At 37.0% G+C, this 26,237-nt stretch carries 26 protein-coding genes and 1 pseudogene; 11 read left to right on the top strand and 16 right to left on the bottom strand.

All coding sequences use genetic code 11. The annotated features are described in order from the left end of the window. Window positions 1–2: 2 nt before the first annotated feature. The 5 genes from ACOWPH_RS07965 to ACOWPH_RS07945 all read right to left on the bottom strand — a co-directional run bounded on the left by ACOWPH_RS07965 (window position 3) and on the right by ACOWPH_RS07945 (window position 1,713). The gene (locus ACOWPH_RS07965; RefSeq protein WP_015214878.1) at window positions 3–245 is read right to left on the bottom strand and encodes a hypothetical protein; all 243 of its coding nucleotides are present in this window, start codon (window positions 243–245) and stop codon (window positions 3–5) included. Window positions 246–421: 176 nt separating this feature from the next. Then, the gene (gene vapC / locus ACOWPH_RS07960) at window positions 422–823 is read right to left on the bottom strand and encodes a type II toxin-antitoxin system tRNA(fMet)-specific endonuclease VapC (RefSeq protein WP_015214877.1); all 402 of its coding nucleotides are present in this window, start codon (window positions 821–823) and stop codon (window positions 422–424) included. A gap of 12 nt (window positions 824–835) precedes the next feature. Next, complete coding sequence (locus tag ACOWPH_RS07955; RefSeq protein WP_015214876.1) at window positions 836–1,135, bottom strand: hypothetical protein; 300 nt, start codon at window positions 1,133–1,135, stop codon at window positions 836–838. 20 nt (window positions 1,136–1,155) lie between these two features. Next, the gene (locus ACOWPH_RS07950; protein WP_015214875.1) at window positions 1,156–1,395 is read right to left on the bottom strand and encodes a hypothetical protein; all 240 of its coding nucleotides are present in this window, start codon (window positions 1,393–1,395) and stop codon (window positions 1,156–1,158) included. 6 nt (window positions 1,396–1,401) lie between these two features. Next, window positions 1,402–1,713 carry a hypothetical protein gene (locus ACOWPH_RS07945; RefSeq protein WP_015214874.1) on the bottom strand — a complete coding sequence of 104 codons (312 nt, stop codon included), beginning with the start codon at window positions 1,711–1,713 and terminating at the stop codon, window positions 1,402–1,404. A gap of 149 nt (window positions 1,714–1,862) precedes the next feature. On the opposite strand from ACOWPH_RS07945, the gene ACOWPH_RS07940 reads away from it, so the two are divergent. Both ACOWPH_RS07940 and ACOWPH_RS07935 read left to right on the top strand, forming a co-directional pair. Then, window positions 1,863–2,114, top strand: coding sequence for a type II toxin-antitoxin system Phd/YefM family antitoxin (locus ACOWPH_RS07940; protein ID WP_015214873.1), 252 nt, complete (start codon window positions 1,863–1,865; stop codon window positions 2,112–2,114). Next, the gene (locus tag ACOWPH_RS07935) at window positions 2,107–2,382 is read left to right on the top strand and encodes a type II toxin-antitoxin system RelE family toxin (protein WP_015214872.1); all 276 of its coding nucleotides are present in this window, start codon (window positions 2,107–2,109) and stop codon (window positions 2,380–2,382) included. The genes ACOWPH_RS07940 and ACOWPH_RS07935 overlap by 8 nt, the downstream gene beginning before the upstream one ends. Before the next feature lie 376 nt (window positions 2,383–2,758). Here ACOWPH_RS07935 and ACOWPH_RS07930 read toward each other — a convergent pair whose 3' ends face one another. Both ACOWPH_RS07930 and ACOWPH_RS07925 read right to left on the bottom strand, forming a co-directional pair. Next, window positions 2,759–3,121 (bottom strand): DUF5615 family PIN-like protein, encoded by a 363-nt coding sequence (locus ACOWPH_RS07930; protein WP_015214871.1) that lies wholly within the window; start codon window positions 3,119–3,121, stop codon window positions 2,759–2,761. A gap of 29 nt (window positions 3,122–3,150) precedes the next feature. Beyond that, window positions 3,151–3,381, bottom strand: a complete 231-nt coding sequence (locus ACOWPH_RS07925) for a DUF433 domain-containing protein (RefSeq protein ID WP_015214870.1) — start codon at window positions 3,379–3,381, stop codon at window positions 3,151–3,153. Between the two features lie 53 nt (window positions 3,382–3,434). Between ACOWPH_RS07925 and ACOWPH_RS07920 the strand changes: the two are divergent. Then, window positions 3,435–3,641 (top strand): annotated as a pseudogene (locus ACOWPH_RS07920) (type II toxin-antitoxin system RelE family toxin); the annotation flags it as partial. A 39-nt stretch (window positions 3,642–3,680) separates the two neighbouring features. On the opposite strand, the gene ACOWPH_RS07915 reads toward ACOWPH_RS07920, so the two are convergent. The 5 genes from ACOWPH_RS07915 to ACOWPH_RS07895 all read right to left on the bottom strand — a co-directional run bounded on the left by ACOWPH_RS07915 (window position 3,681) and on the right by ACOWPH_RS07895 (window position 11,622). Further along, window positions 3,681–3,836, bottom strand: a complete 156-nt coding sequence (locus ACOWPH_RS07915; protein WP_015214869.1) for a hypothetical protein — start codon at window positions 3,834–3,836, stop codon at window positions 3,681–3,683. 144 nt (window positions 3,837–3,980) lie between these two features. Next, window positions 3,981–5,774, bottom strand: a complete 1,794-nt coding sequence (locus ACOWPH_RS07910) for a WD40 repeat domain-containing protein (protein ID WP_015214868.1) — start codon at window positions 5,772–5,774, stop codon at window positions 3,981–3,983. Window positions 5,775–6,305: 531 nt separating this feature from the next. Continuing rightward, entirely contained in the window at window positions 6,306–7,874 is a 1,569-nt protein-coding gene (locus ACOWPH_RS07905; RefSeq protein WP_171815825.1) for an NAD(P)H-quinone oxidoreductase subunit 4, read from the bottom strand. Window positions 7,875–8,197: 323 nt separating this feature from the next. Beyond that, window positions 8,198–9,904, bottom strand: coding sequence for a glycosyltransferase family 39 protein (locus ACOWPH_RS07900; protein WP_015214866.1), 1,707 nt, complete (start codon window positions 9,902–9,904; stop codon window positions 8,198–8,200). Between the two features lie 26 nt (window positions 9,905–9,930). Further along, a complete protein-coding gene (locus ACOWPH_RS07895; protein WP_015214865.1) occupies window positions 9,931–11,622 on the bottom strand; it encodes an LA_3751/LA_3752 family putative glycosyltransferase in 1,692 nt (563 codons plus the stop codon). Window positions 11,623–11,900: 278 nt separating this feature from the next. On the opposite strand from ACOWPH_RS07895, the gene cofH reads away from it, so the two are divergent. From cofH to ACOWPH_RS07880, 3 genes are all read left to right on the top strand, one after another. Further along, on the top strand, window positions 11,901–13,043 hold the full coding sequence (gene cofH / locus ACOWPH_RS07890; RefSeq protein WP_015214864.1) for a 7,8-didemethyl-8-hydroxy-5-deazariboflavin synthase subunit CofH: 1,143 nt from the start codon (window positions 11,901–11,903) through the stop codon (window positions 13,041–13,043). 235 nt (window positions 13,044–13,278) lie between these two features. Then, window positions 13,279–13,680, top strand: a complete 402-nt coding sequence (gene psb27 / locus ACOWPH_RS07885) for a photosystem II protein Psb27 (protein ID WP_042465993.1) — start codon at window positions 13,279–13,281, stop codon at window positions 13,678–13,680. A gap of 267 nt (window positions 13,681–13,947) precedes the next feature. Beyond that, window positions 13,948–15,453, top strand: a complete 1,506-nt coding sequence (locus ACOWPH_RS07880) for a family 10 glycosylhydrolase (RefSeq protein ID WP_042464999.1) — start codon at window positions 13,948–13,950, stop codon at window positions 15,451–15,453. Window position 15,454: 1 nt separating this feature from the next. Here the strand turns inward: ACOWPH_RS07880 and ACOWPH_RS07875 are convergent, their stop codons facing one another. Both ACOWPH_RS07875 and ACOWPH_RS07870 read right to left on the bottom strand, forming a co-directional pair. Next, the gene (locus ACOWPH_RS07875; protein WP_422665706.1) at window positions 15,455–16,207 is read right to left on the bottom strand and encodes an alpha/beta hydrolase; all 753 of its coding nucleotides are present in this window, start codon (window positions 16,205–16,207) and stop codon (window positions 15,455–15,457) included. Next, window positions 16,152–16,418: a hypothetical protein gene (locus tag ACOWPH_RS07870; protein ID WP_422665705.1), complete on the bottom strand. Its 267-nt coding sequence runs from the start codon at window positions 16,416–16,418 to the stop codon at window positions 16,152–16,154. Before ACOWPH_RS07870 ends, ACOWPH_RS07875 begins: the two co-directional genes overlap by 56 nt. Window positions 16,419–16,643: 225 nt before the next feature. Here ACOWPH_RS07870 and ACOWPH_RS07865 point away from each other — a divergent pair, with 225 nt between their 5' ends. From ACOWPH_RS07865 to ACOWPH_RS07850, 4 genes are all read left to right on the top strand, one after another. Next, on the top strand, window positions 16,644–17,654 hold the full coding sequence (locus tag ACOWPH_RS07865) for an AAA family ATPase (protein ID WP_015214860.1): 1,011 nt from the start codon (window positions 16,644–16,646) through the stop codon (window positions 17,652–17,654). Between the two features lie 19 nt (window positions 17,655–17,673). Then, on the top strand, window positions 17,674–19,056 hold the full coding sequence (locus ACOWPH_RS07860) for a S8 family peptidase (protein WP_242043163.1): 1,383 nt from the start codon (window positions 17,674–17,676) through the stop codon (window positions 19,054–19,056). Window positions 19,057–19,081: 25 nt separating this feature from the next. Next, window positions 19,082–19,900 carry a hypothetical protein gene (locus tag ACOWPH_RS07855; protein WP_244887746.1) on the top strand — a complete coding sequence of 273 codons (819 nt, stop codon included), beginning with the start codon at window positions 19,082–19,084 and terminating at the stop codon, window positions 19,898–19,900. A 120-nt stretch (window positions 19,901–20,020) separates the two neighbouring features. Beyond that, window positions 20,021–20,584 (top strand): hypothetical protein, encoded by a 564-nt coding sequence (locus tag ACOWPH_RS07850; RefSeq protein ID WP_015214859.1) that lies wholly within the window; start codon window positions 20,021–20,023, stop codon window positions 20,582–20,584. A 20-nt stretch (window positions 20,585–20,604) separates the two neighbouring features. On the opposite strand, the gene ACOWPH_RS07845 is transcribed toward ACOWPH_RS07850, so the two are convergent. Beyond that, window positions 20,605–21,732: a sensor domain-containing diguanylate cyclase gene (locus ACOWPH_RS07845; protein WP_015214858.1), complete on the bottom strand. Its 1,128-nt coding sequence runs from the start codon at window positions 21,730–21,732 to the stop codon at window positions 20,605–20,607. Window positions 21,733–22,210: 478 nt separating this feature from the next. Then, window positions 22,211–25,132: a DNA polymerase I gene (gene polA, locus ACOWPH_RS07840; protein ID WP_015214857.1), complete on the bottom strand. Its 2,922-nt coding sequence runs from the start codon at window positions 25,130–25,132 to the stop codon at window positions 22,211–22,213. Between the two features lie 63 nt (window positions 25,133–25,195). On the opposite strand from polA, the gene ACOWPH_RS07835 reads away from it, so the two are divergent. Further along, on the top strand, window positions 25,196–26,071 hold the full coding sequence (locus ACOWPH_RS07835) for a Cof-type HAD-IIB family hydrolase (protein WP_015214856.1): 876 nt from the start codon (window positions 25,196–25,198) through the stop codon (window positions 26,069–26,071). Window positions 26,072–26,237: the final 166 nt, after the last annotated feature.

Genomic DNA, 26,237 nt, shown 5'->3' with positions numbered 1-26,237 from the left:
TGTTAATCTTCATCTGGATAGTCATAAAAATCTTCTGAGTCTAAATCAGAGAAAACAGTTAATTCACCATTAGGTGTATAATCTGCAATAGCTGTAATTGCTGATAATGCTAATTGGTACTTTTGCTGTTCTTTTGTTAAAAATTCTTGTTGTTCATTAACTAATTGTAAAGCAAATTCAGCTATTTTTAAGCGTTCATTTATACTGAGTTTTGGCAAAGATTCAAGAATTGCTTGCGTTTCCATATTAACTCAACCTCTCAATTTATTAAGTATATCACAATTTAAGTAAGATATGTGTTCGCGTAACTCATCTATCGCTTTTCTATTTGAGAAGTTGGAGGGAGTGTGATAGCAAAGCGCGACCTAGGAATCGCTATTTGGGAAGTTGAGGAAGTGCGATCGCTATTTATATGTATTTATTAAATTTCCCAATCTTCCAATTTTAAATTATCAACCCTACTAAATTCTCTAGTATTGTGAGTAATTAAAGTTAAATTATTAGCCATTGCAATAGCAGCAATATGTAAATCATTATTACCTATAGGAGTACCTTTAGCAGCCAATTTACTACGAATTTCGCCATAAATCAAAGCACATTTATCATCAAAATGCAAAGAAACAAATCTGTCTAAAAATTCCTGCTGCTTTTGCAGAGTTTTCGCAGGATTATTAGTTCTCATCGCACCATAAAATAATTCAGCTTTCACTATTGAACAAACTACTATATTTATATCGGATAAATCTTGAAGACGCTGAATAATATTTTCTGATCTTTGATTAAGATATTGAATACAAACATTACTATCTAATAAATATTTCATCAGTTTGTATTCCTAACAATTAATCATTTCTTCTAAACTATCATCTAATCTATCATCAATACCTAAATCATCCAGAATAATTGGATCGTCAGCACAACTTCCCGCTGTTTGATTAATAAATTCTTGCCAGTCTAATTTATGTTTTTCTATAGTTATCAAAGTTGCTGTTTTTTTGCTCAAATTTTGACGAAATAAACGGACAATTTCCAATATTTCTGGTATATATTCTTCTGGAGTTTGGGCAATTTCTAATAATAAATCATTCCAGGGTGTAGTTGAGGATATTTCTGTAATAGATTGATGATTGTTCATAGTTGCATTGTTACTAAATTTCAGTATGTTGATTTAGCTTTGTTGATGCTATGTTCTATACTACCAGAGATTGATGAAATATCGCTCTCTCTTCTCTTCTTCCTTCTAATTTCATAATCTATAATTTCTGGTAAAATTACTTCATAACCTCTTTCAAAAAGACTATAAAACCATTCTTGACATTGCACAGCTAAAGGATTCGCTTTAGGATTAGTAATTAATCCCACAGGTGCAGAATCTAAAACAATAACCTTACTCATTTTATTTTAAATTGAAATACCATTCATAGATTCAATAATTTCTAAAGTTTCTTGTTGTTCATCTGATTCATTCCATGATTCAAACAATCTTTTAATATTAGTTTTTCTATGTTCTTTTTTAATTGCATCAATTTCATTAATGGCATTTTCCCAGTTTTTCAAAGATGTCTGTTTCATCGTCACACTTTGACGAAATAACCGGACAATTTGTAGTAATTCGGGTATATATTCTTCTGGAGTATGTTCAATCTCTAGTAATAAATCATTGCGGGGTTTTGCTGATGATTTAGCTGTAATGTATTGGTGATTATTAATCATAAAATCCTAGATTTGATTATTTTGGTATATTATCAGTATATCAAAATTTGGGAAGTGCGATCGCTCAAAAACTTAAATTTTGTACAATTTGCTAAAAACATACAAATAATCTATAATCTTATGTAACCCTATAAATTTTATGAGGCGCTATGTCTGTCATCAGTGCAAGTGAAGCGCGTGCTAACTTTCCAGATATTATGAACCGTGCAGAATATGGTGGAGAAAGAATATTAATTCAGCGTCATGGTAAACCTGCTGTAGCGATGATTAGTATTGAAGATTTAAAACTACTAGAAGCAATAGAAGATGCAATAGATTCTGCTAAATTGCGACGTGCAATAGAAGAAAACACAGGATTTACCACCATAGAAGAAATAATAGCAAAACGCCCCAATGAGTGAACGATATACATTGAGGATTGCGAAAACTGCGGAAAAAGACTTATTAGATTTACAACCAAAACAATATAAACAAGTTGTTTCTAAAATACTATCACTTCAGGGTAATCCTCGCCCTCAAGACTATGCAGCTTTAAAAGGTTATCAAGGCGGTTATCGTATTGATCAAGGTGAATACAGAATTTTGTACACCATTGATGATGATACTAAATTAGTCGATGTTTTTCGAGTTGGTAAACGCAATGATGATGAAGTTTATAAAAATTTGTAACTTGATCGCTGTTTGGGAAGTTGAGGGGATGCGATCACTGTTTGGGGAGTTGAGGGGGTGCGATAGCGAAGCTGACCGAAGGTATCGCTGTTTTGGAAGTTGGAAGGTGTGCGATCGCTCGACTAACGCTCAAAAACTTAAATTTTGTACAATTTGCTAAAAACAGACAAATAATCTATAATCTTATGTAACCCTATAAATTTTGTGAGGCGCTATGTCTGTCATCAGTGCAAGTGAAGCGCGGGCTAACTTTCCAGATATGTTGAGGGAGTGCGATCTCTAACTTCTTCCTTTGCGTCTTTGCATGAGGTAAAAAAAAGATCGTGGGGAAATTGAGGGAGTGCGATAGTATAGGTTATTTTAGGCGATCGCTTTTTTATATAGGTAATCTTCTAACTCTAAAAGTTTCATTATTTACAGAAATAATGGCTCCCGCTTCTAAATCTTCCTGACATTGACTCAAAATTACGGTTAAACATTGATTAATGAGATGATAATTTTCATTACCCAACCGAAATAAAATCACACTTGGTAAACTATCCCCACTCACAGCTAAAAGTTGAGCAAAATCTAAATCTATAGTTAATATAATTCGCTCTTCTGCACAAGCTTTAATTAAAATCTCATGATCTGGTAATTTTTGCAAACCTTGTTCACTCAAATGCGCCACATCATAACCAACACTACGCAACCAAGATACAGTACGTAGTGAAATTCCCATATCAGCTAAAAACTTCATTTTAATTATGATTATTTATTATTTAATTGTTAAGCAGTTTTAATAGAATAAATCTTGTCTTGAGTCAACCAAGCTGCATAAAGTAAAGATTGACGAATATCCTCAGCTTCTAAATCAGGATATTCTTCTAAAATTTCCTCTATAGGTTTGCCATTAGCTACTAAATTTACCACTAAAGAAACAGGTATTCGCATTCCTCGAATACAAGCCTGTCCTGCCATAATTTGTCTATCAAATGTAATTCTTTCTAAATTTAACATGACTTTATTTTTTTACTGAAAATTTTATTTATTATATCATAAGTTGAGTCATAGAAGTTGTATCAAAAATTCTCTCCCTTCAGGGTAATCCTCGTCCTCAAGACTATGCAGCTTTGAAAGGTTATCAAGGAGGTTGTCGTATTGATCAGGGTGAATACAGAATTTTATACACCATTGATGACGATAATAAATTAGTTGATGTTTTTCGAGTTGGTAAACGTAATTTGGATCATCAGCACAACTTCCCGCCGTTTGATTAATAAATGCTTGCCAGTCTAATTTATGTTTTTATGTAATTATCAAAGTTGCTGTTTCTTGCTCAAATTTTGACGAAATAAACGGACAATTTGTAGTAATTCGGGTATATATTCTTCTGGAGTTTGGGCAATTTCTAATAATAAATCATTCCAGGGTGTTGTTGAGGATGTTTTTGTAATGGATTGATGATTGTTCATAGTTTCATTTTTATTAAATTTTAGTATATTGATGCTATGTTCTATAGTATCAGAAACTGATGGAATATCGCTGTTCTCTGTGTTATCTGCGTGAGGTAAAAAGCGATACTTGGGGGAAAGTGCAATCCTCCTCCGCCTTTAAATTTAACTTCTCTGCCAAATTTTAATCGTCTTATCTAAACTCCCACTGACCAACATTTCTCCAGAAGCTGTGAAAGTTAAAGCTGTAACTGTATTAGCGTGACCAGTAAAAGTGCCTAATAATTCACCCGTTTCTAAATGCCACAATTTGATAGTTTTATCAGAACTACCACTAGCTATAATTTGTTCATTGGGACTGAGGGCTACAGCATACACTCCATCTCTATGACTTTTGAGAGTGTGAATTAATTTCCCTGTCTCCAAATTCCAGACTTTGATAGTTTTATCGCGGCTACCACTCACCAAAAATTTAGCATCAGCACTAATTGCTAAAGAACTAACAATGTGAGAATGACCCATCAGAATATGTAGAGGTTGGGTATCCTCAACATTTTTATTACTAACTGTAGAAGATGTATGCCAAATTTTAATCTTACGGTAACTACCTGTAACCAAAATTTGTCCATCTTGACTTAACACCATTGAATGAGCAGCTGTATCATCTAAAGATAGGGATTTTTTAACTTGGCGATGGCACAAATCCCAAAACAAGATTCTTCTGTCATCACCACCAGTTGCTATCATATTGCCATCAGGAGTAAAAGCAACACAACGCACACTCCCATTATGTTTATGCAAAATATCAATTAAATCTAGTGCGCCAGTATGCCAAATTTTAATAGTAGAATCTGCACCTACACTAACTAAATTTTGTCCATCTGCACTAAAAGTCAAGGAATTTATTTCATCTACTAACCCCGATATTACCCAAGGATATTCTGACAAAGTTTCTATTAATTCACCCTTGGTTAGATCCCATAATTTCGTTTCTCCCCGACTACCACTAGCTAATATAGGCACAGTTTTACCATACTGATATCCAGAACTTTCTATTGGCACGGTTTTAACAGTGTAGGCTAAACAGTTAATACCTCTAGTGTGTCCTTTCAAAGTCTGCCAAAATTCCCATTCACCAATAATACTCTTTTGCGGATGGTCTGATGGTAAAGTTTGAATAGTCTCTGTGATGATGATTTCATCTTCTATGGGCAGATCATTTTTTTTGCCATTTAGGGATTCTAAATACCAATTTAATCCTCCTGCATACAATAAATTACTAGGATTTAGAGACAATTTTGGTTCAGTAAATTGAAGTTGATGTGTTGGTAAAAAACCAGCCATGACTGTTTGCTTTTCGTAGCCTAATTTAGTCGTTGCTGGATACAACAAGCAAAGAAAAATTAAAACTTGGTAATTTTTTACATCTTCTTGAGTAACTGACCAGCGAATTTTATCTTTTTTAATTCCGTTGAAACTTTCTCCATCTGCTACATAAACTTGAATACTAATTTTTGGATTACTAGTTAACCAATAAGTAAATTTACTTTCACCACGTAAATTTCCTTCATCATCTAAGACCATATTTTTCAAAGTGTCTTGCGGCACTTTTTTAACCAATTTACCTAACCTTTCTGTCATCAATTGATCGACAATTTGTTCTCGAACCAGATAATCCTCTGCTTGCAGTTGAAAATATTTAGGAAAGGGAATTATCCAGTCAGGTGGTTCAGGATATTCTGGTGGTATTGGTGGCGGATTTTTAGCGAGAATTTCTGCTTGTTGGCGCGAACATTCTACTATTTTGGCCAATGGCTCACCGCAAAATGCTACAATTTCACTATGACAACCTTTTACTTGCCCTTCTAGAAGAGAAAGATCAGCAGTTTTAGGTTTTTTCACACGTTGTAGAAAGTCAGTTTGTTGAGCTTTGAGTAAGCTAATCCAATCCATCTGCATGATAGCGGCACAGTATTGCATACTTAAGGTAAATTATACCAGGAAAACTAGTTGGTTTCATAACTTTTACTTAAATAAACATCCAGTAATTATCTCGGTTTTATAGAACACAAATATAGGTTTGTGTTAATGGTAAAGAGACATCTGAATATTCATCATATATTTCTAAAATTTTCCTAGGGATATTTAGATGGTTTCCATAGATTCTAACTAACTTAGAAAACAAGTTACTGTTTCTAGAGAAACAGTTATGGCAACAATACAGGTGTATGTCAGTAAATTCAAATTTTTGATTAGATAATTTTAAAATTTCAAAAATTATGCAAAGCAATATATATCAATTATTTGTGTAACTAACACATCTATCTGGAAAAATATTTATGTTAAACACGTCATACATTAGGAGTCTTAAACCCTTACAGTTAGCAAAAAGTCCTTGATTCCGTGAAATCCTTAAATCTGTTAAATCAGTGATAAAAAAGGGCAGGTATTAAACCCACCCTCAATATCAATCGTAGTTGTAATTACGAATTAATTACCAATTATTGGCGCATTAAAAGAAACCGTTTCTACTGTTTTTTCTGCCGTCAAAGTTGGCACAGAATCACGCAATCTTGCTGTCAATTGTACAGTTGTAGCGTCGTACATTTGTGTTAGCAATTTGGGATAAAAACCAATGCCGATAATTGGTATCAACAAACAAGCGATGATAAATACTTCACGGGGTTCGGCATCTATCAAAGCTTGGTGAGAAACTAATTCTTCGTTTTCTTGACCATAGAAAATCTCTCGCAACATTGATAACAGATAAATTGGCGTTAAAATTACACCAACTGCCATCAAGAAAATAACGATAACTTTGAATGTCGGGTTATAAGCATCGCTAGTAGCAAAACCAACGAATATCATTAATTCTGCTACAAAGCCACTCATTCCTGGCAATGCTAAAGATGCCATTGAACAAGTTGTAAACATGGCGAAAATCTTCCGCATTCTTTTACCAACACCACCCATTTCATCTAGCATTAGGGTGTGTGTGCGGTCGTAAGTTGCACCGACTAAGAAGAACAAACTTGCCCCAATTAGTCCGTGAGAAACCATTTGTAAAACTGCCCCACTTAAACCTAAATCGGTGAAGGAGGCAATACCAATGAGAACAAATCCCATATGGGAAATTGAAGAATAGGCAATTTTTCGCTTGAGGTTACGCTGGGCAAAGGATGTTAAGGCAGCGTAGATGATATTTACTACCCCCAAAACCACTAACACTGGTGCAACGTAAGCGTGGGCATCGGGGAGCATTTGGGCATTCATGCGAATTAAGGCATAACCACCCATTTTGAGCAAAATACCTGCTAGTAACATATGCACGGGTGCTGTAGCTTCACCGTGGGCATCTGGTAGCCAGGTATGGAGGGGTATGATAGGCAACTTGACAGCGTAGGCAATCAGGAAGCCAGCGTAGAGTAAAAGTTGTAAATTGAGGCCGTAGTCTTTGAGGGCGAGCGATCGCATATCGAAGGTCACTGTATCGCCATAAAATCCCATTGTCAAGGAAGACAGCAGAATAAATAGCGACCCACCAGCAGTGTATAAAATAAACTTGGTCGCTGCATATTGGCGCTTTTTACCTCCCCAAATCGACAGCAGGAAGTATATCGGTACAAGTTCCAATTCCCACACCAGGAAAAATAACAGCATATCCTGGACAGCGAATACAGCAATTTGACCGCCATACATAGCCAGAATCAAGAAGAAAAATAATTTCGGCTTGAAGGTGACAGGCCAGGCTGCTAAAACTGCCAAGGTGGTAATGAATCCAGTCAAGAGAACTAGGGGCATAGACAAGCCATCTACCCCTACTGACCAGTTCAAACCTAGCTGTGGAACCCAGGGGTAACTCTCCACCAGTTGCAAATCGGGATTGGAGAAATCGTACCCAGTACAAAAAACGTAAACAATCAGTGCGAAATCTATCAACCCGACAACCAGGGAATACCAGCGCACTGTTTTGCCGTCTTTATCTGGGATGATAGGAAGTAGTAGTGACGCGGCGATTGGGAACAAAATAATCGTCGTCAGCCACGGAAAATTAGCTATATTCATCACAATCAGTCTACAATTAAAATCTTGTTTGGCAAAAAGTCACTAGTTATTAACTAACAGCTTTTTGGCAATTTTCTCTTCATTGTTAGGTTGATTTAATTAAATTGGCAATCCCCAATTTTTCTGCGGAGGAGTCTTTTTTGACATATGAGGGTGCAGAATGTAGGTTGGAATACTCCCAGTCCAGTCAAAAATTTACCCAAAAAAAGCCGCTAAACTGGCATTTACGCACAGGATAAGTTCGCGTTACACCTGCCAACGTCGTCTAAATACTCTGACTCAATGCGATCGCCAAATTAAAGCCAAATTCAAATTGCCTAATATTTTTTAGCTTCTTGACTCAGGGAACGAGTGTAAAGCTTGGCAGTAAATCCGTCAAGGGTCATCGTACCTAATAGATTTTGAGTATTTTTTAACTGAAATTGAGATGACAAAACTTGTTGAATTTTTTGTTGTTCCCTTTCTACTTCCGCTGGTGTTTTTAAACGTGACCATAAAGGATTAGCACTGTCTAACCAAATGATCCGAGAATATTTCGTTGGTTCTTCCCTCAGCACTTTTTCTAAAGAAGTAGCTAGTTCTGACGGCTTTTGAGAAAGAAACATGACAGGATACTCGGTGGGAACATAATAAGCCACACGCATAACATGACCCCAAGCTTTAGAATTCATAGCAATTAATGTCGGCTGATTTGCGTCTTGGGCAATTAATTCGGCAACTGGACGAAAAACGGAACGATGTCGCAAACTCAAGTCACCAACGCTAATAGTCAGATACACTAACAACACACCAGCAGCTACCAAGGCACGCCATTGTTTAGCAACTGCTTTTTCTACCCACAAAGCTATTAATAATAAACAGCCTGGGACAATAATGATCATTGTCCTGCCAAACCCAAAACCCAAGGTAAACTTTTTCGTAGTGATATCTACTAACAAAGCTAGTAATAACGGCAAAATTCCTAATATTAAAACTGTACCTAAGTTTTTCTGTTCACCTTTTCGCCAGAGATGAATACTAAAGGCTAAAAATAGCAAGATTACCAAACTACCAGCTACAGTAATAATCATAGGATCTAAACTACTTGCCCAATCTCCTATAAGTACGTCAGTACCCAAGGTGTTAGTAAAATCCTGTAAGTGTCTTAACAAGGGAGGTAATGTAGACTTGGCTTTACCAAAACGATCTAAATCAGCATTACGAAGTTGCTTGATTGTACCCCACAACACCCAAGGCATGGTTAATAAAACTCCAGAACCTAAGCGCAAACCGTGCTGTAACCAATGTCTTCTATCTAAATAGAGTACCAATACTCCTAAAACTATTAGCCAATAGGCATATAAATAGAAAGTCATCAAACCAGCAGCACTAGAGATAATTAAAAGTCCATTCCAGAAGATTTGACTACGACGACTTTGGGGATTTTGAGAATTTTGTTGTTCAATAAGATGCAGTAGTGACCATGCACTTAATACTGCCCACAATACCAGGGGGGCATACATCCTGAAATTGAGAGAATGAAATAAGTAAAAAGGACTAATTCCTAACAGTGCTGCCAAAAACAATCCGCCCCGATGTCCTAAAATAAACTTTCCTAAACCATAAGCACCACCCATAGCGGCAATGCTAATTAAGGTGTTTAAACTCCTCATTGCTGCTTCACTGTTGCCAAAAAGACGCAGCCAAAAATGCTGACTTAAAAAGAATATTGGTGGATGAGGTTCTCCTCCTAATAGATTTTTAATTAAATCCCTGATAGTTAAAAAAAAGTCACGGACCCCGGACTCAACAGGTAAACGTAATAAGGATGTATATTCTGCCAATACTACTGGTGCATCTCCAGGCATTTTGTAGGCATTGTTTTTACTAGTAGAAAGCAATAATGATAAAACCTCGTCATACCAAAATTCTCTAGTTCCCAGATTGATAATTCGCAGCAAAACTGCTAAAGCAATAACAATCAGAGATATCTTTTCTACAGATAAAAGATTTTTTAGGTGATTAACTGGTGAGTTTGTTTTCATTTTTTTAATTTACTTATTTTCATAAATCAGGCTTTTTGTTGATTTTCAATAATTGCGGCTTCTTCTATTCTGTATCTGTTATTTTGGATGATCTTTTTGAGTTGAATAGTTAAATTTTTATTGTTTGCAGACAGTTCTAATTTATCAGGTATTTGTGGGGAAGAAAAACATTTATCATAAACAGGACATATATAAATAAATTTTTCATAGCTTTGTTCATGCAATGCCAAACCTAATTTACTCACATCATCAGGTTGTTTAGTCAGAAAAAAGGTTTTTTGCTTGAAAGTGGTTTCAAAACTTTGACCAACATACTGGTTAGCAACAGCTACAATTTTATTACTATCTTTCCGTAAAAAATTAAGTACAGCCAGATTTTCCATTTTGCCTTTCTGGTAACAATTTATAGTACCTTGAATTGTATTGAGGTGAAATCCAAGTATAAATAAAGTTACAAAAATACCACTGCTAATATATCTTATTCCAAATTTTTTAATCTTCCATGTTCTATCCAAACAAGATATAGCGATGAAATTAAGTAATGGGATGAGGATTAATAAAAATCTCGATCCCCATTGTTTACCTCCGTCACTAGGAATGAGTACAGGTACTAAACAAAGGAATAAAATGGATATTAATAATATTTGTTTAATTGCTGGAGTAAAATTGATATTTTTCCTAAATAAAGAAATCACCAAGACTGGAATGGCAAAATATATAATAGGGAAATATGCGGGCAAATCGTTTTTAAGTTCATTAAAAAATTTCACAGATTTTAATAGTCTTGCTTGCAATGAAAAATTTTCTACTACTTGGAAAGCATGAGCGCCTAATGGATGGTTATAAATAAGCTTATTTAAAGCAAAGAAACACAATACAGTTAATATTAGACTAGTAAGAAATATTATTTGTTTGCTTTTGATAATAGTTATTAAATCGAGTTGAATTATATATAGCGATCCTAAATAAGATGTAAACACCCCTTTTTTATCTTCCTCTGCGTCTCTGCGGTTCGGTTTCAAAATTCCGTTCATCAATCCAATAGAATTGCCATATGATGTAATAACTAACATAATTACAATAGCCACTAATGCCAGAAATTCGGGTCTAAACCAGACTGATAAACCAATTAATATGCCACTGAAGACTGAATTTTTTGTAGAAAAATCTTTTGCACCTTTAGTTAACATAATCTGCAACCCATTGAAAGCTAAACATACTGCGAGTGTATGTTCCCAATACATGGCGCTATACATAGTTAGTGGAGAAGCGAAGATTAGAGTGAGTAATCCTATGGCTGTTATTAGTTGATCTAGTTTATAAAATTGGCAAAGTCGATAAAAACTCAACCAGATGAACCATGTAGAAATGAGAGGAATTATATAAAAACCTCTAAAACCGAAAAGGGCATAAAATGGTGCGGTGACGAGGGGAAATGTAAACGGAAATGTTATATAGTAAAGATTAGAAATTTTATAACTAAATGGTGCTTCAAAAGGATATAGTCCATGATTCCAGAGATCATGTACCCATTGCGGTGCAGGCAGATCTAAATTAAATTGCAGCTTACCAGAACTAATTTGTTTAGCTAATAATGCTTTGAGTCCACCATCACCGCTATAGTAAATTTCATCTGGGATTTGAGATAGCAAGTATAGAGAAAAAATCACACCGGATAAGATTATTAATAATGGTGCATTTACTTTTAATTTATACATACGCTAATAAAAGGATGATTATTGTCAATATCAAGTGAATTCAATCATTTTCAGTCTTGATTACAAAGATCTAAATTTATACACAAAAAGCCAAAGAGGCAGATAAATTGCTGCTGATATGTCAAGATAGTAAAGTTATTGGATTATGATTAGACTTAGAATAGTCAATTTTGTACAAGACTTAGCATAATCAAAAGGTTAGTGTCTAATATAACATTACAAGTTGAATTTTTTAATTTATTGCAAAAATTAAATAAGTAGTTTACGCTTGATGAACTGTGCCTACTATAACTATTGATGAAATTCTGAATTTAGCTTTATTGGGGTATAATATATCACCGTCAGATGGTGTTATGCTATTGAAACAAAAAGACCCAGAAGCGATCGCAGCTATTCGAGCTACTGCTGACCAACTTCGTCGCACTCAAGCTGGTGATGCAGTCACTTATGTAATTAATCGCAACATTAATTTTACCAACATCTGTGAACAGCATTGTAGTTTTTGTGCTTTTCGGCGGGATGATGGTGATACTGATGCATACTGGTTAAGTTGGGCGCAAATTCTGGAGAAATCTACAGATGCGGTGCGTCGGGGAGCAACGGAAATTTGTATGCAAGGGGGATTACACCCGCAAGCACAAATCCACGGTAAATCTTTGCCTTATTACCTCAAATTAGTAGAAACCATCAAGCAAGAGTTTCCCCAGCTACATCTACACGCATTTTCTCCCCAAGAAGTCCAATTTATTGCCAGATTAGACGGAATTACCTATGCTGAGGTGATTACAGCTTTGCGTGATGCTGGCGTTGGTTCCATGCCAGGAACAGCCGCTGAGGTGTTGGATGATGAGGTACGCAGGGTGCTATGTCCAGAAAAAATTGACACGGCTACGTGGCTAGAAATCGTTAGTACAGCGCATAAATTAGGTGTACCTACCACTAGCACCATGTTATCTGGGCATATTGAAACCCCCGAACAACAAATTGGACATTTAGAAAAATTGCGATCGCTCCAACAAAATGCGATCGAGCAAGAATACCCAGCCAGAATTACAGAATTTATTGTCTTACCATTTGTGGGACAAGAAGCGCCTAAATCCTTACGTCGTCGTGTGGGACGAGATCAACCAGTTTTAAAGGATGCATTATTACTAACTGCTGTAGCGAGAATTTATTTAGGAAATTGCATCCCTAACCATCAACCGAGTTGGGTAAAATTAGGGCTAGACGGAGCGATAGAAGCATTAACTTGGGGTTGCAACGATATCGGTGGCACATTGATGGAAGAACATATCACCACCATGGCCGGGGCTATAGGTGGCACTTGTATGGAGGTTGAAACCTTACAAAAAGCGATCGCTTCGCTAAAAAAACCTTACCAAGAACGGAATACTTTATATCAGAAAAGTGGTAATAGGTAATGGGTCATTGGTAATTGGTAATTGGTAAAACTCTTCCCCTGCTCCCTGCTCCCTGCTCCCTGCTCCCTGCTCCCTGCTCCCTGCTCCCTGCTCCCTGCCCCTGCTCCCTGCTCCCTGCTCCCTGCTCCCTGCTCCCTGCCCCCTGCTCCCTGCTCCCTTTCTTCTCACCCTATCCCCAGGATACCAATCCGAGATAGGATGGACGTTAATTTACGTATTGTTTTAATTAATGCATATGAAGCGTTATTGGTCGCGTCTACTTGCCCTAGTTTTGGTTCTAAGCATCGGCTTAATGGGTTGTTCAGGTACTCCTGATGGTTTGACTGGGGATTATCGTCAAGATACCTTGACTCTAGTTAATACAATGAGACAGGCTCTAGATGTATCACAAGAATCTCCCAATAAAGCAGAACTTCAAGCAGTCGCACGTCAACAAATTAATGACTTTTCTGCTCGCTACCAACGAGCTAATTCTTCTGTTTCCGCCCTTAGCTCCTTTACAACCATGCGAACAGCCCTCAACGCTTTAGCTGGACACTACAGTTCTTACCCAAATCGTCCCGTCCCAGAAAAGCTCAAAACTCGTCTAGAGAAGGAGTTAAACCTCGTAGAAATAGCACTAAAGCGTGGTAGTTAACGATCACCTATCTTATTGTCAAGAGCTAAAAATTCAAAGTTCCAAGTTTTGACTTTGCATTTTTGACTCTTGGCTACTCCATAACAAATTTAGTTAAACATAGGGTTGAAACTGTATTTTTATCAATAATTTTGGCAACGAAAATAAGAATTTATAAGTCTATAAAAGTTAGCTTTTATCCTGATTACTCAAAGAGAAAGTTTGAGAAATATGGCTCTTAATTCATTATTTAGAGTCGATAATTGTTTCGTCAATTTACTGTTGTATATGTCTGAACGTCCCTTGAAATTTACAAAACCAATATTATTTTGGCGAAGTCTGTTCACTCTCATTTTTAGCAGTAGTTTATTAATCCCCAGCGTGGGGATTCAACCAGCAGGAGCGCAAATAAGCCAATATTGTCAGTTATCTGCCAAAGCAATCCAAGAAAAAGAAAACCTCCGGTTGTCAGCACTTAAAGGCAAGAAAGATCACCAACGCCGCTATCAAAAACTTGTCAAACAACACGCACAAGAATTACAAAATTGCCGCACACGTAATTGGCCGCAAACTCAAGCTATTTGGTTGCGTTTGTATCCCTGTGACACTCAGCCGGGAGCAATTGATCAGATTATGGATCGAATTGTCAGCCGTGGTTATAACCAAGTTTATTTAGAAGCATTTTATGACGGACAGGTGTTATTACCAGCAGCAGCTAATCCGACAGTTTGGCCGGCGGTAATTCGGACTGTTGGTACAGAAAGGATTGATTTGCTAGATGTAGCGATCAAAAAAGGGCAAGAACGCGGTTTGAAGGTTTATGCTTGGATGTTTACCATGAATTTTGGCTATACTTACAGCCAGATTCCTAGTAGACAAGACGCGATCGCTCGCAATGGTAAAGGCCAAAACAGTATAGAGGTTGTAGATAACCGTTCTCAAATATTTATTGACCCCTACAACACCCAAGCAAAAACCGATTATTACCGCATGGTACAAGAAATCCTGCGTCGTCGGCCAGATGGGATGTTATTTGACTATGTGCGCTATCCCCGACAAGCTGGAAGCGATTCCATAGCCACTAAAGTTTCCGATTTATGGTTATTTACTCCAGCAACTCAAGAAGCTTTATTTCGCCGCGCTAAAAATGCTAAAGGATTGGAATTAATTCGTCGCTTTTTAAGTAGGGGATACATCACCGCAGGAGATATAGGTCAAGTCGATAAACTTTATCCTCAAGAAGGTGAACCGCTTTGGGAAGGACGCAATATTCCACCAGCGCAAAAGTCTCTATTATCAGCAACCGACAGACAAAAAATTCTGCAATTGGAGTTGTGGCAATTGGCTGTAGCCCATGCTATGCAAGGAATAATAGATTTTGTCGCTTTAGCTAGTTACCCAGCACAGCAGCAAGGTATTCCTGCCGGGGCAGTGTTTTTCTCTGATGGTAATCAAGCTGTAGGACAAGGTTATGATTCCCGTTTACAACCTTGGGATCGTTTTCCTAGTTCTTTGGAATGGCATCCTATGGCCTATGCAACCTGTGGAGATAATAATGCTAGTTGTATTGCGACACAAGTACAACGGGTTTTAAGTGCAGCACAACCAGGTACAAATGTGATTCCAGCTTTAGCTGGTAAATGGGGAGAATCAATTAGTAATCGTCCATCCTTAGAAGCGCAAATGCAAGCACTACGCCAATTTTCGCCTCAACTGAAGGGAGTGAGTCATTTTGCTTATTCTTGGCAATATCCTGAACATGATGGCGATCGCAAATTCTGCCGCAATCCATAAACTACCAATCACCCAATTGCGTCCCCAAAAAGTAACGGACATGATCAACAAATGTCGGACCCGATTTTCTGTTTCCATGTCCTAAACCCGGCACTACATAACAATCACCATCAGGGAAACATCGAGCGCAAGCTTGAGCATTTTTAACACTCACAATCGGGTCATTAGCACCTACTAAAAATCTCACCCGTCGCGGTGCTTTAACTTGCTCAATATAAGTCATCGGATTGCAGATTTGAGCATATTTATCAGGGTATTTCAAATCTTTAGCTAATTTGAGCATCTGCACCACAGGTTTTAATTGTGGTTGCACTTTTGCCAAAATATTTTCTGCTAATGTTCCCAAACCAGAAGCAGCTAAATCTGGCAAAATCGAATAACCCCAACTACTAGCAAAAGTTTGGAGATTTGCATGGCCAATTGTACCTAATAACCTTTCCCCAATCCCATGAGCAGTAAAAGCATAGGAACTAAATAAAACTCCCATACTCACCCCAAACAAACCCAAACGGCTATTAAGACCATATCTTTCACAGCAAAATTGATGAATTTTGGTAATATCTACGGCTGTCTGTTGAAATATTTTCGATAAAAGTTCTGTATTAAATGGAATCCCTCTGTCAACTAAAGGCTTAATTTCGTTTTCCACCACCGCAGTAGATGTCCGCACCAAACTACGTTCACCTGCAAAGGGTGTATCAAATAAAGCCACAGCTATGCCCATCTGTGTCAGCGTTGGGACAATAAAATTCATTCCAGCTATATGGCGCACACATTCCCTGTAAGCCAATTATTAAGGGTGTATTCTGTACAGGTCGATGGCTAGGAAGAAAAACAGCCACGGGAAACCCACTTAATCGTTCATCAATATCAGCTACACCAGTGTAAGAGTGTGGTTCATGGAACCAGTATCTTTCCCCATTCACACCCTCAACATTAATCGCATCAGCACCGTAAATAGGCATATTTATCTGTATTACTACTAAGTAGCGGATTTTAACGAATATCCTAACAATTCAAGAACTGTTTTATCAAAAAATTAGTCAGGCAATCTAAGCTTGAGAAATCATTGCTCTCAAGTGTAATATTTCAGTGCTACTATAAGCTGTTTGCCCGGATATCTTTATTAGTACAAAAGTCCTATACTAGATTAGGTACATAGGGTATCTAATGCATACTGATTCTAAACTATGGCACGTGGCGAAACCCTCCGAAAGCTCTTCAGAAGCTTCTCCCGCAATGAGAGAGAGGAGTTTTTGGCTGCGGCTATGGAACTTATTGAAGAAGAAAAAAATAAAAACCATATCCTGCTGGCTAGAGATTTGGAAAAACTGCTTCACAATGGGAATGGATACACCAAACCTCTAGCCGCTAACATAACTCCCTGGAATCAGTTTCCTGAACCGCCTAAAGATAAGGATACTGGACTGGCCTTACTTGAGGTAAAGAAGTTCGATCTGACATGGGATCACATTGTCCTCAGTGAGAAAATTTTCGATATTTTGCAAGAAATAGTCCTCGAAAACCGTAAACAGGACATCCTTGCAGCCTATAACCTCAAGCCCAAAAACAAATTGCTCTTTTGTGGACCACCTGGTTGTGGTAAAACCCAAACAGCAAAAATCCTTTCCAGTGCTTTGGGGCTACCACTGGTTTACGTGAATTTAACAGCCGTATTTTCTTCTTACTTGGGTGAAACTGCAACCAATCTTCAGAAAATTTTTACATATATTGAAAAAGGTGAATGGCTAGTTTTGTTTGATGAGTTTGATGCGATCGCTCGTGATCGAGATAACTTAAATGAACATGGTGAAGTCAAACGCTTAGTGAATAGCCTGTTACAACTCATTGATAATGCAACTAATCAAAGTATATTTGTTGCAGCAACTAATCATGAGAAACTATTGGACAGTGCAGTTTGGCGACGATTTGATGAGGTAATTTTCTTCGATAACCCAACGGTTGAACTAAGAACGGCTCTTTTGAGTCGCTATCTGTCTGGTATCCGTTATACTGCTATAGATCTATCTGTCTTTGCTACTCGGCTTGAGAATGCTACTGGTGCAGATATAGAACGTATCTGTTCTGATGCAATTAAATCCGTGATTCTGCGGAGTGAGCGTACCTTAACTGCTGATGATTTAGACGTTGCGATAGGGCGTTTTTTAGAAAGGCAAAGTATAATAGCAAACTCAAAATAATTATTTACGTCGAGTCCTAATGGTAAGTCAATTTGAACACCTAAAATTACCGAGAAGAATTAACATCGAATTACCACGACGACGATCTCGTGGTGGTGGGGGTGGTGAAAAACGCACTGATTTCATTGAACACGGTAAGAATTTATTAGATCAAATTTATAGCCTGACTGAACCTATCAAGCAAAAGAGCAACCCTTTCCGTCTTGACCCAAAATTGATTTTTAAGATCAAAGTTGCTAAAGAAGGATCTTTTTCAGACGATAATTTGACTAAAACAGGACTAAATATTCTAGCACGTGAACCCAACAAAGCGATTGTCGTTTTCTCTTCTGACAGTGAGCTAAAAGAATTTAGGAAACGTTTAGAAAATTACAGTCAAATTACGGCAGGACCTGAATATTCATATTTAGGGGCAATTGATGAGTTAGTTCCCCTCGAACGCGAAGATCGCATTGGTCGTCTGTTAGAAATAAAGCCTGTAGAAGCAGATGAACTTGTTGCTTTAGATTTGGAACTCTGGCACACAGGGGATCGCAAGGAAATGCAAAAGTATTTAGATGATATTGCCGAGGTGCTAGAGAGTTTACCCAGCGATACTGCTCCTATGAGAATGAGTGATAGATACGTTGGTGATTATCTATGTATAGCTCGAATTAAAGTCACTCAGGAAGCTTTAGAGCTTTTGTTAGAAGTAGAAATCGTCAAAGAAATTGATCGTCCTTCTCAACCTGCATTTGAAAGAAATGCTGATTATAATTTACCAATTTCTAGTTTCCCTGAAGTTGTTTCTCCACCTCAAGAGAATTGCGGCATTCTTGTTATAGACTCAGGTGTACAGAGTGGTCATCCATTAATTGCTCCAGTGCTGGGTGAAGCTGATGTATTTCCAGATCCAGGACAGCAATTAATAAAAAGTGGTGCAAATGATGTACATGGACATGGTACAAGTGTTGCTGGCATTGCCATTTATGGAAATATTGAAAGCTGCATTAAACAACTTTCATTTGAGCCAACTGCTTGGTTATTTTCTGCTCGTGTGACAGATGAAAACTGCAAATACTATGAAGATATTCTCTTAGAAAATCAACTGGATCAAGCAATTAAGGCTTTTGTGGATAATTACCATAACTGTAAAGTTATCAATATATCTCTGGGTGATGATGATCAATTTTATATAGATGGAATGAAGCAGTTTCGATTAGCGGCAAAGATAGATGAAATTGCTTATCAATACCAAAACAAAAACATTATTTTTGTAATTTCAGCGGGAAATACTAACCCACCTCATGAAGAAGCAAGATCAGATGAGCAACTACTGACTGACTACCCAAATTATTTACTGAATAAAACTGCTCGAATTATTGATCCAGCAACTTCTGCGATCGCACTAACTGTTCTGTAGTGGTACAAGTTTTGCTGCACCTCGTGTGGCTAACATTGCTGCTCAACTTTTTACAAAATATCCAAATGCCAGTTCTAACCTCATTCGAGCATTGATTGTCAACTCTGCGGTTCTTCCTAAAGAAATACCAGACCAATTTCAATGGAACAGTAAACAATCTCAGGGTGAAAAGACAAAACAAATTGAAAAGCAGTTAGCAATTTATGGCTATGGACAAACTGATTTAGAACGTGCAATGTATTCTGCTGAGAACTACGTTGTTCTATCAGAAGATAATATCTTGATTCCAGTAGGCAAGTTTCATATTTATGAAATTCCCCAATTACCACCTGAATTTTTTGATGTAAAAGGTACTCGCACACTATCAATCACCTTGGCTTTTGACCCTCCAACTCGTCCAACTCGTGGAGACTCATATTTAGGAGTCACAATGGAATTTAATCTTTTCAAAGGAATTGATTATGAAAAAATCGTGAGTGCTTATGTAGATGCTAGTAAAACAAGCTCACCTGATAAGTTTACGGAAATTTCACTGGACAACTTAAAGGAAAAACATGGTTTTGGCATCTTGGTCGATTTATCCCCAGGGTCTACTATTCGTAAGAAAGGAACAGTGCAAAGGGGGCAAGTACAAATATTTCCCAACTCCACAAAATATAAAGACGGAAACATGACTCTAGTGGTGAGTTGTAACCGTAAATGGGCAAATCCAGATGAAATTGAAATGCAACGTTATGCTTTAGTTGCTTGCATTAGCCATTCTGATCCTCAAGTTAATTTATATAATCGCCTTCAACTCCAGATTAACCAGAGAGAGCAAGAGCGACAACGAGGAAGAGTTTAACTGATGATGATTATAGCCCTATTTTCCTTTGGTGTGGCTACAGTTGCCAATCTTCTTTCCTGGTTATTTAGTAATACCAATTCCAGCAAATAATGATATCTTTTTGAGAGGAATTTTACTATGTTTGACAACCTATTTAACAATTTAAAAGATTTTGTTGAATCTAAAGTTAAGGAAGGAGTTGGTGAATTAGAAAAACTTCTTGCTATTCCCGAACCCGCAGCACCTTTTACAACGATTTATAAATTTCCGATTACAGAACCTACAATTACAAAAGGAGGTATTGCTGTAGCAGGAGAAAATTTGCAAATAGAAGCCTATAAAGATGAAAATCAACCTTTTTTCAATACAACAGAAACTCTACGGAATGTGATCTTGTTTGAAGTCCCAGAACCCAATCTTAAAGAATGTGTTCTTGCTTGTCAGTTTTCTGCTAAAGCTGTAAATGCGGCACAATCAATTAATGTAAGTTTAGGGTTCAGCAAAAAAGGAGAGTGGACAACAACAAAAGGCTGGTTTAAAGGCGTTTCAGTGAGTGATGATTTCTGCTTTTATGAAGTACGTGCTTATTTTAAGAAAGAAACAGATCCTATGAACATTCAGATCAGTGTTAAATTTGAAAGTCCAGGGATACTGTTAATTCGAGATATTGAACTATTACAAGCACCTGTAAAGGCAGGGTAAAAATAATTAAATAATTGAAATCACGTTGTTATACAACCTTTTTTCTTGGCACGTTTATGTTTATACATCAGTTCATCAGCCAAAGTAATTAAATGACTTAAAGGAACTGGTTCATTAGGGTTATAATCCACCACCCCTACACTCATTGACAAAACAAACGGCTTATCGCCGGACTGATTATACTTATCAATAGAAGATTGTAGTCGCTGGATCATTACCTCAACATTAAGGTCGTTATTTTGCAGAAGTAGTACAAATTCATCACCCCCTAATCTGCCCAAGGTATCGGAGCTACGAAAAGTTTGGTTGATTAAATTTGCAAATGCCAATATAGCAAAATCACCAAATTCGTGTCCTAATTGATCATTGATTTGTTTGAGTCCATCTAAATCAATGAACATTAAACAAGTAGGAATTTGAGTTCGTTGGGCTAATTTTAACTGTTGTTCCCCTAATACGAAAAATCCTCTCCGATTGTATAATCCTGTCAACTCATCAGTTAGAGATAGATGCAGCACTTCAGCTTGAGCAGCTTTTCGTTCCTCAATTTCTTGTTCTAGAGCAATAGTACGGTCTTTTACTCGCTGTTCTAATTGTGAATAAACTTCTACATTCTCAATCGCTATGGATGTAATATCTGCCAATGCCTGCAACACCTTGATTTCTTCTAAAGTAGGCTGATGGAAAGTTGCCCAATAAGTTCCAATAGCTCCTATTGGTTCTTGAGTGCGGATTGGAACCATAACCATACTTTTGACAAATGTAGGTTGATAGGCAACATAAGGAACACGCTCATCAACACTTACATCTTCAATAATTGCAGGTTGATGGTTCAACATTACCCAACCACCAATACAAATATCCATAGGAAATCGCTGACCTTTCCAGAGTGGTGCGATCGCATTCTCATCAGCATAGTAACAAAAACCATTGTCTCGAAGTACAAAACTAGCTCCATCTGATGCCGTTAATTCTCGTGCAGCTACCCGCACAATTTCCATGATCCTGTCTAAATTACGGGCAAGAGAAAGGTCTTGAACTACTAATAATAAACGTTCCATTGCCTGTAAGTATTGCCTAGTCGCATTACTTTCTGTATCAAACAGTATTGGACTAGACAATGGTGAAAAAACATTGGTTTTTTTCATGTACACCTCGTTTATGTTGTCCCAAAAGTCTGCAATAACCAATTATCTTGGATTCATAATCATGTCTAATTTCTATAGTCTTTTGTAGGGTGTGGTTCGGCAAGCTCGCCAACCACGTCAGACTCGATAATTTGGCACAATTAACGGATTTTCTCAATCTGACGCACCCTGTTAATATGGTGTCCCCAAAGCCTGCAATAATCAATTATCTTTGATTCATAATTATGTCCAATTTCTATAGTGCATAAGTCCTAGACACATTAACAAACAGCTTTTATTGCTACTAGCTCACCTCATACCCATTAGGCTAGTTTAAAGTAAATTTTTTAAAATGGTATAAAAAATGTGTAATCTTCTGTGTAATATTTATGTAGTTTTTCTGCTATCATAAAATTCATCTCAAAGATACGATTAATGAATATGCTCTAGCGCCGCTACATATTTATTTTTGCTTATACAATGTAACTACGCGATTGTATTACTTTGTTTCCATCCAGTTATCACCTGCATGCACATCAACTACCAAAGGCACACTTAAAGAAACAGCATTTTCCATCAGCGATTTAATTTGTGGTTGCAATTCTTCCCACTCTTGTGGAGGAACTTCAAACACTAATTCATCGTGAACTTGTAACAACAACCGTGCTTGATATTGTTTTAAAACTTTATGTAATTGTGCCATGGCAATTTTGATAATATCAGCACTAGAACCTTGAATTGGTGCATTAGCAGCAGAGCGTAATAACCCCGCATCATAAGCGCCTAAATTCTTTAATTTACTCAAATCAATATCTTCTATATTCCTATTTTTCAACTCACGTAAACTATTACTAGTAAAATCAAAATAACGCCGTCTCCCCAAAATTGTTTCTACATAACCTTGAGAAATAGCTTGTTTTTTAACTTGCTCTAAATATGCAAACACCTTAGGATATCTTTCATTAAATCGCTTAATAAATTCATTGGCAACATTCTTATCTACACCTGTTGAACGTGCAAATTTTAGAGAACCCATTCCATAAATTACACCGAAATTAATTGTTTTAGCAAAACGCCGTTCTTCTGATGTTATTTCTTCTTTTTCAAAAACTAATTTTGCTGTGACAGTGTGAATATCTTCATTTTGTTGATATGCTTTTACTAAAATTTCTTCTTGACTCAAATGAGCCAAAATTCTTAATTCAATTTGTGAATAATCAGCAGCTACCATCAACCAACCTGATTCAGGTAAAAACGCCTTGCGAATTTGACGACTAAAAGCGGTACGAATAGGAATATTTTGCAAATTTGGATTAGAAGAAGATAACCTACCCGTTGAAGTTGCAGCTTGGTTAAAATCTGTATGTAAGCGTTGACTCTTGGGATGAACTAATACTGGTAAAGCATCCACATAGGTAGATTTTAATTTTGATAAAGTCCGATATTCCTGAATCGCATCCACAAAACCAGTTTCATCAACTTCTTGGAGTTTTTCTAAAGTCGCTGCGTCTGTAGAATAACCTGTTTGAATCTTGCGGGAATATTTGGTACTTAATCCCAATTTTTCAAATAAAATGTGGCTCATTTGTTTGGGAGAACCTAAATTAAATTTTTCTCCGGCAATTTCAGTTGCTGTTATTTCTAATTTTGCTAATTCTGTTTCTAACTGCTGAGAAAGTTCTTGCAGATAATCTGAATTAATTTTCACTCCTGTATATTCCATTTCCGCTAAAACTTCTTCTAGCGGTTGTTCTACTTCTTGCAATAGTTTATTTAAAGCCGGAGTTTTTTCTAATTCTTCTCGCAGTTTTGGTACTAACCCAAATGTTCCATAAACATCCATTCCGCAATAATCAGCAACAGCCGGAATATCTATATCAGCAATTGTTTTACCTTTGGGAACTAAATCTGAATAACTTGTTGCAGTTAATCCTAAATATCGTTGTGATAAGTCAGTTAAATTATGACTACTATCTGGATTGATCAAATAACTAGCCAGCATGGTATCAAACACCACTCCTGCTAAATTAATTCCCTGACACCGCAGAATTAAACGGTCAAATTTAGCATTTTGTAAAGATTTAGGATAATCAGCACTTTCCAAAATTGGACGCAATGTGTCTAATACCAAATCTTGATTTAAATTATTACCAATTTTATGATTTAAAGGAATATAAGCTACTGCATCAGGTTCTGTTGCCCAACAACAACCAATTCCCACTAAATCTGCGTCTCTTGGTTCTAATGCAGTGGTTTCTGTATCCCAACTGACGGGTATTTCTGGATTAGTGAATGTTTTTAATAGGTTTACTAATTCAATTAATTTAGCTTCTGTATTAATGATTTGTGGTTGAATTGGCGAAGCAGATTGTTTTTTAGCCTCTGCTGTTTCCGCAGCACTGAAGAAAGACAAATCATCATCTTCATTATTAATTGATTCAGATGTCTTTTTTTCTACAACTTTACCACCAAATTTAAGTTGCAATTCGTTGATTTTATCTAAAAAATTATTAAATTCTAATTTTTCTAAAATAGGGGTGATGATGCTGCTATCAAATCCTGTTAATTTACAATCTTCTAAGTCAACTTCTATGGGGACATCAACAACTATTTGCGCTAAAAATCGTGATTTTTCTGCATTCTCTTTTCCTGCAATTAATTTTTGTTTAATTGTACCTTGAAGTTGTTCTAATGCTGCATAAACATTATCAAGGGAATTATAAGTATTTAGAAGTTTTACCGCAGTTTTTTCGCCAATTCCTTTGACCCCAGGAATATTATCTGATGGATCACCGCAAAGTGCTTTGTAATCAACAATTTGTGTGGGTAATATGCCTAATTTTTCTTTAACTTGTTCTGCTCTAAATTCAGTGATGCTATTTGCAGAACGTTTTAATGCATCTGGACTAAAATTTAAAACTGTAATCCCTTTGTCAGCATCAATCAGTTGAAATAAATCCTTATCACCCGAAAGAATTTGCACCCGATATCCAGCCACAGCAGCTTTTTGTGCTAAGGTTCCCAAAACGTCATCTGCTTCGTAACCGGGGGCAGTTAAAACTGGTAAATTTAAGCTATTTAGCAATTCTTTTAGGTTTGCTAAGTCAGGAATAAAGTCTTCTGGTGTTTCTGCACGTCCGGCTTTATAAGTTTCGTCAGCTTCATGGCGGAAGGTTGGTAAACTTAAGTCAAAAGCTACGGCCATTGCTTGTGGCTGTTGTGTTGTCATTACTTCCAGCAAGCATTTAAGAAAGCCAAAACAAATGCTGGTAGGAATTCCCGCTTTTGTGCGTAGTCCTCCATTTTTACCTTTAGCAAAAGCGAAATAGGAACGATAAGCTAATGAATGTCCATCTACGAGGATGATGGTGGGACTGGTTGGGGAATCTGAAATCAACTGATTAACCGAATGTTGGGACATACCTATTTTAACTAGTGCGATCGCCTGTTAATCTCTAACTGGAAGTTCAATGCTGGGGAATTTATGCATAAAGCATCTACTACTGATTTATCATCAACTAGCAATCTAGCTCAAGTTGGAAAAGATATTAAACTACTGGTATTAGATATAGATGGTACGATCGCAGGTCACGATAACCAGGTGAGTGAAACTGTCAAGGATGCGATCGCAAAAGTACAAGCAAAAGGTATTCATGTAGCCATAGCCACTGGTAGGATGTACTGTTCAGCTTTGCGGTTTCATCAAGACATTAAATCTACTTTACCGCTTGTAGCGTATCAAGGAGCTTGGATTCAAGACCCAAAGAACAAAAAAATTCATCGTCATTTAGCTGTTCCCAGAGAAATTACCCAGCAATTACTAGACTACTTTGAACAGCCGCAATTACGCTCACTTCTTTCTGTCCATTTTTATATCAATGACCAACTCTATGTGAGGGAAATGACTACAGAGACTGAACTTTATGCGGAACGTTGCGGTGTCAATCCTATTCCTGTAGGTGATTTGCGTCAAGTTTTGAGTGATGAACCTACCAAAGTTTTAGCTTTGTGTGACGACGAAAATTTAATTCAAGAACTTTTGGGTAATTTACGTCTTCAATACACACCCGCAGAACTATATATGACTACATCTGTGGCTACTTTCTTAGAAGCAGCTAATCCATTTGTGAATAAAGGAACAGCTGTCCGTTACCTCGCAGAAGAACTGCTAGGACTAGAAAGAGACAATGTGATGACGATTGGGGATAATTTTAATGATGTGGAAATGCTTGAATATGCAGGTATTGGTGTAGCTATGGGTAGCGCTCCAGATCCAGTGCAAGCGATCGCTAATTGGGTAGCACCAAGCGTAGAAAATCACGGAAGTGCGATCGCTATAGAAAAGTTTTTGCTTTCCTAGCAAAATTTGCTCCATCACTACTCATAAACATCAGAAAAGACACCGACGACTGGCCGTGTTTCGTCTCGGTGTCTTTGCTGGTTCGCTCCTCACACACCTGATAATATAGCGGAGGAGAAGCATTGAGTCAATAGCTGTAACTAAAATTTATGAAGTAGAAAAGGCA

This window comes from Anabaena sp. PCC 7938 (assembly GCF_049315035.1).
Taxonomy (GTDB): domain Bacteria; phylum Cyanobacteriota; class Cyanobacteriia; order Cyanobacteriales; family Nostocaceae; genus Anabaena; species Anabaena cylindrica.
Note: the sequence above shows the minus strand (reverse complement) of the source record. Positions and strands in the feature narration are given on the sequence as shown.